Source organism: Lactobacillus sp. (genome assembly GCF_051873315.1).
Taxonomy (GTDB): Bacteria; Bacillota; Bacilli; order Lactobacillales; family Lactobacillaceae; genus Lactobacillus.
Genome location: NZ_JBJEES010000081.1, coordinates 1 through 8,519, shown reverse-complemented (window position 1 = coordinate 8,519; position 8,519 = coordinate 1). Strand labels below are relative to the sequence as shown.

General features: G+C 50.0%; 6 protein-coding genes. 4 read left to right on the top strand and 2 right to left on the bottom strand.

Going from position 1 to position 8,519, the window contains the following annotated elements; all coding sequences use genetic code 11:
- Nucleotides 1-108 precede the first annotated feature (108 nt).
- A complete protein-coding gene (locus ACI32D_RS05005) occupies nt 109-474 on the top strand; it encodes a hypothetical protein (protein ID WP_439775523.1) in 366 nt (121 codons plus the stop codon).
- Nucleotides 475-530: 56 nt separating this feature from the next.
- Here ACI32D_RS05005 and ACI32D_RS05000 read toward each other — a convergent pair whose 3' ends face one another.
- Nucleotides 531-2,294, bottom strand: a complete 1,764-nt coding sequence (locus ACI32D_RS05000; RefSeq protein WP_439775522.1) for a sensor domain-containing diguanylate cyclase — start codon at nt 2,292-2,294, stop codon at nt 531-533.
- 369 nt (nt 2,295-2,663) lie between these two features.
- Here ACI32D_RS05000 and ACI32D_RS04995 point away from each other — a divergent pair, with 369 nt between their 5' ends.
- Complete coding sequence (locus ACI32D_RS04995) at nt 2,664-3,971, top strand: MFS transporter (RefSeq protein ID WP_439775521.1); 1,308 nt, start codon at nt 2,664-2,666, stop codon at nt 3,969-3,971.
- A 71-nt stretch (nt 3,972-4,042) separates the two neighbouring features.
- Here the strand turns inward: ACI32D_RS04995 and ACI32D_RS04990 are convergent, their stop codons facing one another.
- Complete coding sequence (locus ACI32D_RS04990) at nt 4,043-5,665, bottom strand: ABC-F family ATP-binding cassette domain-containing protein (RefSeq protein WP_439775520.1); 1,623 nt, start codon at nt 5,663-5,665, stop codon at nt 4,043-4,045.
- A gap of 181 nt (nt 5,666-5,846) precedes the next feature.
- Here ACI32D_RS04990 and ACI32D_RS04985 point away from each other — a divergent pair, with 181 nt between their 5' ends.
- Both ACI32D_RS04985 and ACI32D_RS04980 read left to right on the top strand, forming a co-directional pair.
- Nucleotides 5,847-6,791, top strand: a complete 945-nt coding sequence (locus tag ACI32D_RS04985; RefSeq protein ID WP_439775519.1) for an AEC family transporter — start codon at nt 5,847-5,849, stop codon at nt 6,789-6,791.
- A 170-nt stretch (nt 6,792-6,961) separates the two neighbouring features.
- A partial coding sequence (locus ACI32D_RS04980) for a phosphoenolpyruvate carboxylase (RefSeq protein ID WP_439775518.1) occupies nt 6,962-8,519 on the top strand: 1,558 nt, incomplete at its 3' end.

Here is an 8,519-nt window from a genome sequence, read left to right as displayed (position 1 = left end):
ATGTCATTAAGCGAAAATAACAATTTTCAACAATTCCTATGCGTTTGCTCAAAAAAATTCTTCGCATTATACTGAAGAAAAATATTCTTTGAAAATCGAGGTGTTACTTTGAAAGTCATTACCAAAATTTTGCAAGCTGTCAGCTTCCTGCTCAGTCTCATTCTCCTCTGGGTCTCCCTGGCCAGCTTGATTGATGTCTGCAACTCTGCCAGACTAATGGGCTGGTCTTCCTTTATCCCTTCAATCGCCGCTGGTCTGGTCTTCATCATCATGCTGGTCTGTGAGGCCTGGCTCAGCTTGCGGATAGACAAGCTGGATGACCGCGGAATCTTCTTTTTCCTGGCTGCTCTCCTACTTTTGACAGCCGGTGAAATGATCTCGCCCATCGCCTTGGGCTCTGGCTTTCTCTGGCTGAACCTCCTGCAGTTGCTTCTGATCCTTTTAGCCCGCTTTACCATCGACTTTCATGAGTAGCAGGTCAAAAATTGTACGAAAAAATGGTGAAACTCGTCTTCTCGAGCTTCACCATTTTATTTTTTCCGTTTCATGGACAAGTCATCCGGCAAGACAAAGACGACAAAGACATCGCCGTAATAATTGTCTTCCACATACCGGCCCAAAGTGCTGAGGTGGAGGATCTTTCCGTTCTTAGCCTTGACCCGGTAGTTCAGCAGCAGGCTCTTGTCTGGATCTGTCTCTTTTTTCTGTCGCTGCAGCTTGATAGCCTTTTCCGCTTCCGCAAAGTCGGCCTGATAGACAAAGTTATTATAGCTGGACTTGGTATATGCCAAAAAGTCCTCGTAGCTCTGGCAGCCCAGCAAATGAACCAGGTAGTCGTTGGCGAAAAGTATCTCCCGCTCATTGTCATCAGCCCGGTAGATCAAAATCCCGCCCGGCAGACCCTGAGCGACGTTCTTAACGTTGAAGCCCAGCTGGGCCCGCTTGACCCGCTCCATTTCCGGCTCATAACGCTTAGCCGCGTGCTTGCCGTGCATCTTAGCCGCGTAAAGTGCCTCATCAGCAAAAGTCACCAGTTCTTTGATGCTGGCCGCCTGGCTTGGGTAAGCAGCATAGCCGGCTGAAATCGTATATCTGACCGTCGTTTCACCGCTCTTGAATTCTTGCACGCCATCAATCGCATCTTCAACCACTTGCTTAATATAGTCCGGCCTGCCGGTCACCGCGACGCAGAACTCGTCCCCGCCTGTCCGGCCAACCAAAGCATCAGGCGGAAACTTTTTCAGTAAATGATCAGCCAAATGCTTCAAGGCCAAGTCGCCAATCACGTGTCCATAAACGTCATTGACGAACTTAAAGTCATCCAGGTCAATAAAGGCCAAAGTCAGCGGCTCTTTCCCCTTTATTTCTGCTAATTTTTTTAACTGTTCAAAAAATCCCCGCCGGTTGTCCAGTCCCGTCAATGGATCTTTAAAAGCCAGCTGGTCCAGCTCCACTTTCTGCTGCCGGGTACCGAGGAAAAGATACAAGAGGCAGCTCAGTGATATGTCGATCAATACGGCAAAAATCAGCAAAAGTACTGTTTCGCCGCTGCACCAGCCTGCTTTAGGAACGATGTTTAAAGTCCACCAGCAAGAACCATAATTAAAAGTATAGCCAACCGGGTCCTTAAGCTTCTCTCCTTTCCCTAAAGACGACTCGACCTGGGTCTTCTTCTGGGTTAAAGGCGACTTGTTGGTATTAATGCAATAGTCATAGCCCATGGTCGTCAAGTTCTTCAAGGTGTGCTGGTAGACGTCCGGCAATTTGACCGTCATGATAACATAGCCCCAGAACTTGCCATTTTTCAAGGTTACCGGAGTCATGACTACGACGCATCTCTTGGCATTGAGCAGGGGCATTGGGCCATATAAGACGGCCTTGTCTTTCTGCTTGACGAAATTGAGAACCTGCTTAGCCTCTTTAACCTGCATTAAGTCATTATTCTTTTTCTGCTTTGACTGATATGGATAGGTATTAGTGACTACTCCATTAGGCACCAGTTCAATCAAGCTGATGTAGTCTTTCTTTAACAGCTTGGCAGCATTCGTGAATTCTTCTTTTTCTACCTTGCCGTTTTTGGCAACCACCAGCTTTTCCATGGCCGCGTTGCTGCTGGCCGCATATTGGAAGTCTCTCTTCAGCTCAATAGCATAGGCTTCAGCAATCTGGTATGCCTTGTCCTTTCTGCTGGCAAGACTCTGCGAGTAAAAAACAGCTGCAATGAGAAATGACGCAACGACAAAAAATATGGTTAAAGTCGCCCAAACCGCTTTATTTTTCAGATTCAGTTTCATTGCATACCGCCACCTTCCAAGGCCATTCCTATATAACCATACCTATATACTTCAGTTTAACACGCTTACATCATACAGCCTATAAGAAAAGGCTTTTTGTTTAAAAAAGGCTGCTTAATATGCAGCTAGCTCCCCAACAACTTAATTTAGTAAAGTGTAGCCCCCATTACCCCCTAAGTGCAAGAGAATAAGCTTAAGAATATTAAGCAAAGGCGGTACTTTTCCTATTTTTCGCTATTTGCCTTCCCTTTATCGCTTATTTTCAATCTTGTTATAATTTACCCCTTGTCAACCCTTTCCAAAGCTCCTATAGTTACAGTCATCAGCAAGAGCTGATCCATTATTTATCTTTTAGAAACGGAGGGAAACATGATGGAAGTTCCTGGTAAAAAAGTTGGCATGTTGTCTGGCGAATGGCAGATCGCCTCAAATATCTTCAAAGGTTCACTGGGAAACATGATCGAGTGGTTCGACTGGTACGTTTACGCCTCATTCTCAATCTACTTCTCAGCCGCCTTTTTCCCGGCCAGCAACCAGACCGCTGAACTTCTTTCAACGGCTGCGGTCTTTGCGATCGGCTTCTTGCTGCGGCCCCTGGGCTCCTTGATTATGGGCCAGTTCGCTGACAAAAAGGGGCGCAAGGCAGCCTTGACCTTGTCAGTCACAATCATGGCCGCCGGCTCCTTGATCATCGCTTTTGCCCCAACCTACGCGCAAGTCGGGATCATCAGCCCCATCATCCTGGTCGTCACCCGGATGATTCAAGGCCTCTCCCTTGGCGGGGAATACGGCACCAGCGCCACCTACATGTCAGAAATGGCCAGCCGCGGCCGGCGGGGCTTCTACTCATCTTTCCAATACGTGACCCTGATCGCTGGCCAGCTCTTCTCCTTGCTGGTCCAAATCATCCTGCAGCAGGTTTTGACCGACGCCCAGCTCTACGCTTTTGGCTGGCGCATCCCCTTCATCATTGGTGCCCTGGGCGCCGTAGCCGTCCTTTGGCTGCGCCTGTCTATGGATGAATCCGCCCAGTTCACTGCCAAAAACAAGCAAAACAAGCAGGCCGGCAGCTTCAGCCTTTTGATGAAATACCCTAAGCAAGTTGCCATCGTCGTTGGCATGACCCTGGGCGGCACGATCAGCTTCTATTCCTACACTACCTACATGCAGCAGTTCATGATCAACACAGCTGGCCTGGACAAGGAAACTGTCGCCATGATCAACTTTTTGGTTCTCTTAGTCATGGTCGCCTTGCAGCCAATCTTTGGCCACTTGTCTGACAAAATCGGCCGCCGGCCCCTCTTGATCTTCTTTGGTATCGGCGGGACCCTCTTGACCGTCCCGATCTTTACCCTGCTCTCTCATGTCACTACTGCCCTGCAGGCATTTCTGCTAATGCTGACCGGCGTGGTTATCGTCTCTGGCTATACCTCAATCAACGCTATCGTCAAAGCTGAACTCTTTCCAAGTGAAATCCGGGCTTTAGGCGTTGGCTTGCCCTACGGTTTGACTGTCGCGCTTTTTGGCGGCACTTCCCAATACGTCGCCTTGTACATGCGGTCAGCTGGCCACGAAAGTCTCTTCTTTTACTACGTTTCATTAGCGGTCTTCATTTCTCTTATGGTCTATGTCTTTGCCTTGAAAGGTCACCGGTCAGCACTTGACGAAGAAGCATAGGCATATATAAAGGAGATATGCAAAAAAGCTTATCCAGGACGGATAAGCTTTTTCTTTGGAATTTTCTGCTTTTAGTAGATCTTTGCGACTTGTTCTTGAACAGTCGGGTGGGCCAGGAAGTCGTCGTAACTGATGTCGGCCCGGGCCACCACACCCTTTGGACCAACTTCAATAATGTGGTTGGCAATGGTCTGGATGAACTCGTGGTCGTGGGAAGTAAAGAGAATTGAGCCTGGGTAGTTTTCCATGGCTTCGTTCAAGGCCGTGATGGATTCCAGGTCCAAGTGGTTGGTCGGATCGTCCATGACCAATACATTGGCTGCTTCCAGCATCATTCTGGACAGCTGGCAGCGGACCTTTTCACCCCCGGACAGGACCTTGATCTGCTTATTGATCTCGTCGCCGCTGAAGAGCATTCTGCCCAAAAAGCCCCGCAAGAAGGTGTTGTCGTCGTGTTCCTTGTCAGCGTATTGGCGCAGCCAGTCCAGGATGGTCAATTCGTCATTGTCGAAGTTGGCGTTAAGGTCTCTGGACATGTAGTTAAAGGAAGTCGTCTGCCCCCAGGTAACAGTCCCGGAGTCTGGCTCCAGGCGGCCAGCGATGATTTCCATCAAAGCGGTCGTAGCCCGGGTGTTTCTGGACAAGAAGGCTACCTTGTCACCCGGCCGAACGATAAAGGAGACATTGTCCAAAAGCTGTTCGTCGCCAGACTTGTAGGACACATTGTCCACTCTGAGCAAGTCGTTGCCCAAATCCCGGTTCATCTCAAACTTGATGTAAGGGTACTTGCGGCTGGATGGCTTGATGTCGTCCAAGCTGATCTTGTCCAGCTGCTTCTTTCTGGAAGTGGCCTGCTTGGACTTGGAAGCATTGGCTGAGAAGCGGGCAATAAATTCCTGCAGCTGCTTGATCTGTTCTTCCTTCTTGGCATTTTGCTGGCGGGCCAGTTCCGTGGCCAGCTTGCTTGATTCGTACCAGAAGTCGTAGTTGCCGACGTAAAGCTTGATCTGCCCGCGGTCAACGTCACACATCTGGGTGCAGACCTGGTTCAGGAAGTGACGGTCGTGGGAAACGACCAAAACGATGTTTTCATAGTCAGCCAGAAAGTTTTCCAGCCAGGCCGTGGTGTGCACGTCCAGACCGTTAGTCGGTTCGTCCAAAAGGAGGATGTCCGGGTTGCCGAACAGTGCCTGGGCCAAAAGGACCTTAACCTTGTCGCTTTCCGCCAGCTCGCTCATCTGCTTTTGGTGCATGTCTTCCGGGATGCTCATGGACTGCAAAAGCTGGGAAGCGTCAGCTTCAGCGTTCCAGCCGTCCAGTTCCGCAAATTCAGTTTCCAGTTCAGCCGCCTTGACCCCGTCTTCTTCACTGAAGTCGGCCTTGGCGTAAAGGGCGTCGCGCTCCTTCATGACCTGGTAGAGCTTTTGGTGGCCTTGAATCACAGTTTCCATAACGGAAAAATCTTCAAAGGCAAAGTGGTCCTGGTTCAGGCTGGACATTCTTTCGTTAGGACCCATGCTGATTGAGCCCGTGGTCGGTTCCATTTTTCCTTCCAGCAGCTTTAAGAAAGTCGACTTGCCGGCCCCGTTGGCCCCAATGATGCCGTAGCAGTTGCCCGGCGTGAACTTAAGGTTGACGTCGCTGTAAAGGGTGCGACTGCCGATTTGCAAACTTAAATCTGTTACTGTGATCAATAGATTTTCCTCTGTTTCTTAAATTTTCTACTGCAATTATGACTAAATCAGTATAACAGGTTTGGCCTTTGCCCACCAAGCTTTTCACCCATTTTCTCCCCCCTTTTTTAAAGTTCTTTCTTTTTAAAGAATAAATTGGCTTATAATCTGTTAAAAAGAACTGATTGATAGGAGTATTTTTATGGCATTTTTCATCTCACTGGAGCAGATCTGCATCATGTTCATCCTCATGGCCATCGGCTTCCTCTGCCGGAAAAAGGGCATGATCCATGAAGAAACTGGCAAGGACTTAACCGCCATCCTGGTCTACATCGTCGGCCCCTGCCTGATCATCAACGCCTTTGAGCGCCCGGCCAGCGCCAGCCTGGTCAAGGACTTTGGCTTAACCTTCCTGGCGGGATCGCTCAACTACCTCTTCCCCATCGCCTTCAGCAGTCTCCTGCTCCGCCTGCCTCGGTTAAAAAATGACCCGGACAAGCAGCTGATTGCTTTTGGCGCGGTCTACAACAACTGCGGCTTTATCGGCATCCCCTTAATTCAAGCTCTTTTAGGCAGCAAGGGGACCTTCTTCGCCGTGCCCATCCTGGTCCTAAACAACATCTTCATCTGGTCTCACGGCATCGGCACCTTTAAGAAGCGGCAGCCTTTGGCCGATACCCTCAGAACCGTCCTCTTAAACCCAAATATCATCGCCACGGCCATTGGCTTCATCCTTTTTATCACCGGCGCCAGCCTCAAGTTTCCTGCCGTGATCGACCGGTCAGTCAGCTACGTGGCTTCTTTGAACACTCCCTTAAGCATGATCGTCATCGGCTCCAACCTGGGAACAATTTCGGGGGACTTCTATAAAGACGGCAAGGCCTGGCTGATCTGCTTCTTGCGGAACTTCCTTATGCCGGCCTGCATGAGCGTGATCTTGCTCCTGGTCCCCTTGTCAACGACCGCTTACCTGGCCGTAGTCATCATGGCGGCCGCTCCGGTTGCCGGCTTTATCGTCATGCTCAGCCTCTTGGCCAACCGCCCTGTTGCCTTCCCTATGCGCTGTCTGTGTCTGTCGACTCTGATGTCAGTGGTCAGCGTGCCCTTGATTATCATGCTGGCCAGCTGGCTCAAGCAGCTGGTATAGTTCACCCTTACCCGAAATGTATCATTTTTGTCAAGAAAATTGTTCGACTTTTTAGAAAAAGTTACGGAAAAGAAGCCCAAGCTAATTCAATTTTCAGCAAAAAAGGCGTATGATAGATAAAAAGCATAAGCAAGCATAAAGCATTAGTTAAAAGAAAGAGGAAGTTAAGCGTGACTGCCAAGAAATTAGAGAACAACAGTAACCACGCGGTTATTGCTGAAGAGGTCAAGATCCTGACTGACTTGCTTGACGAAAGCACCCGCCACCTGGTTGGCGACGAAGAATTCGCCAAGATCAAGGGCCTGGTCAAAATCGCTGCCAGCAACGACCACAGCCAACTGGAAAGCCAGATTGCCTGCTTGAGCAATCAAGAAATGATCGTTGTTGCCCGCTACTTCGCGACCCTGCCGCTTTTGATCAACATTTCAGAAGACGTCGACCTGGCCAGTGAAGTCAACCTGCTCAACAACACGGACAAGGACTACCTGGGCAAGCTGGAATCAACGGTTGACCTGGTGGCAAGCAAGGACAATGCCGCTGAAATTCTGAGCCATGTCAACGTCGTTCCTGTTTTGACCGCCCACCCGACCCAGGTGCAGCGCAAGACCATTCTGGAACTTACCAATAAGATCCATGATCTGCTCCGCCGCTACCGGGACGTCAAGGCCGGCACCATCAACCGGGAAGAATGGACTGGGGAACTGCGCCGCTACATTGAAATCATTATGCAGACGGACATCATCCGGGAAAAGAAGCTGAAGGTCTCAAACGAAATCAAGAACGTCATGGTCTACTACCCTGACTCCTTGATTCCGGCCATCACCAAGCTCACTGCCCGCTACAAGGAACTGGCCCGGGAAAAGGGCCTCAACGTTGCCGGGGCAACGCCGATCACCATGGGCATGTGGATCGGCGGGGACCGGGACGGCAACCCTTATGTAACGGCTGAAACCCTCCGCTTGAGCGCGACGATTCAAAGTGAAGTTATTTTTGAATACTACATCAAGGCCCTCAATGACCTCTACCGGACGGTAGCTGTCTCAACTTCTTACGTGCAGCCGACGCCGGAAGTTGCGGAACTGGCCAAATTGTCCGCCGACAACTCCCCATTCAGAGAAAATGAACCTTACCGCCGGGCCTTCTACTACCTGGAAAGCCGCCTGGCCCACACTGAAATGGAACTTTTGGACGTCTTCTCTAAGGAAGCCGTAGTTAAGAAAGAAGCTGCTTTAAAGGCCCCAGTCTACAAGGATGCCTACGAATTCAAGGAAGATCTGGAAGCCATTAAACGGTCATTGATCCAAAACCATGACCGGGCAGTCACTGGCGGCCACTTTGACGACCTGCTGGAAGCCATCGATGTCTTTGGCTTCCACCTGGCCACGATCGACATGCGGCAAGACTCCAGCGTCAATGAAGCCTGCGTGGCAGAACTCTTAAAGAGCGCCCGGATCTGTGACAACTACAGCGACTTGAGCGAAGAAGAAAAGATTCAGATCCTGCTCAGCGAATTAAACAATGACCCGCGCAGCCTCCACTCATCCAACTCACCGAAGTCAGAGCTTTTGCAAAAGGAACTGAAGATCTACCACACCGCCCGGATTCTCAAGGACACTTTGGGCGAGAACGTGATCAAGCAGCACATTATTTCCCACACCGAAAGCATCTCCGACATGCTGGAACAAGCCATCATGCTGAAGGAATACGGCCTGCTTGATTCTGAAAAAG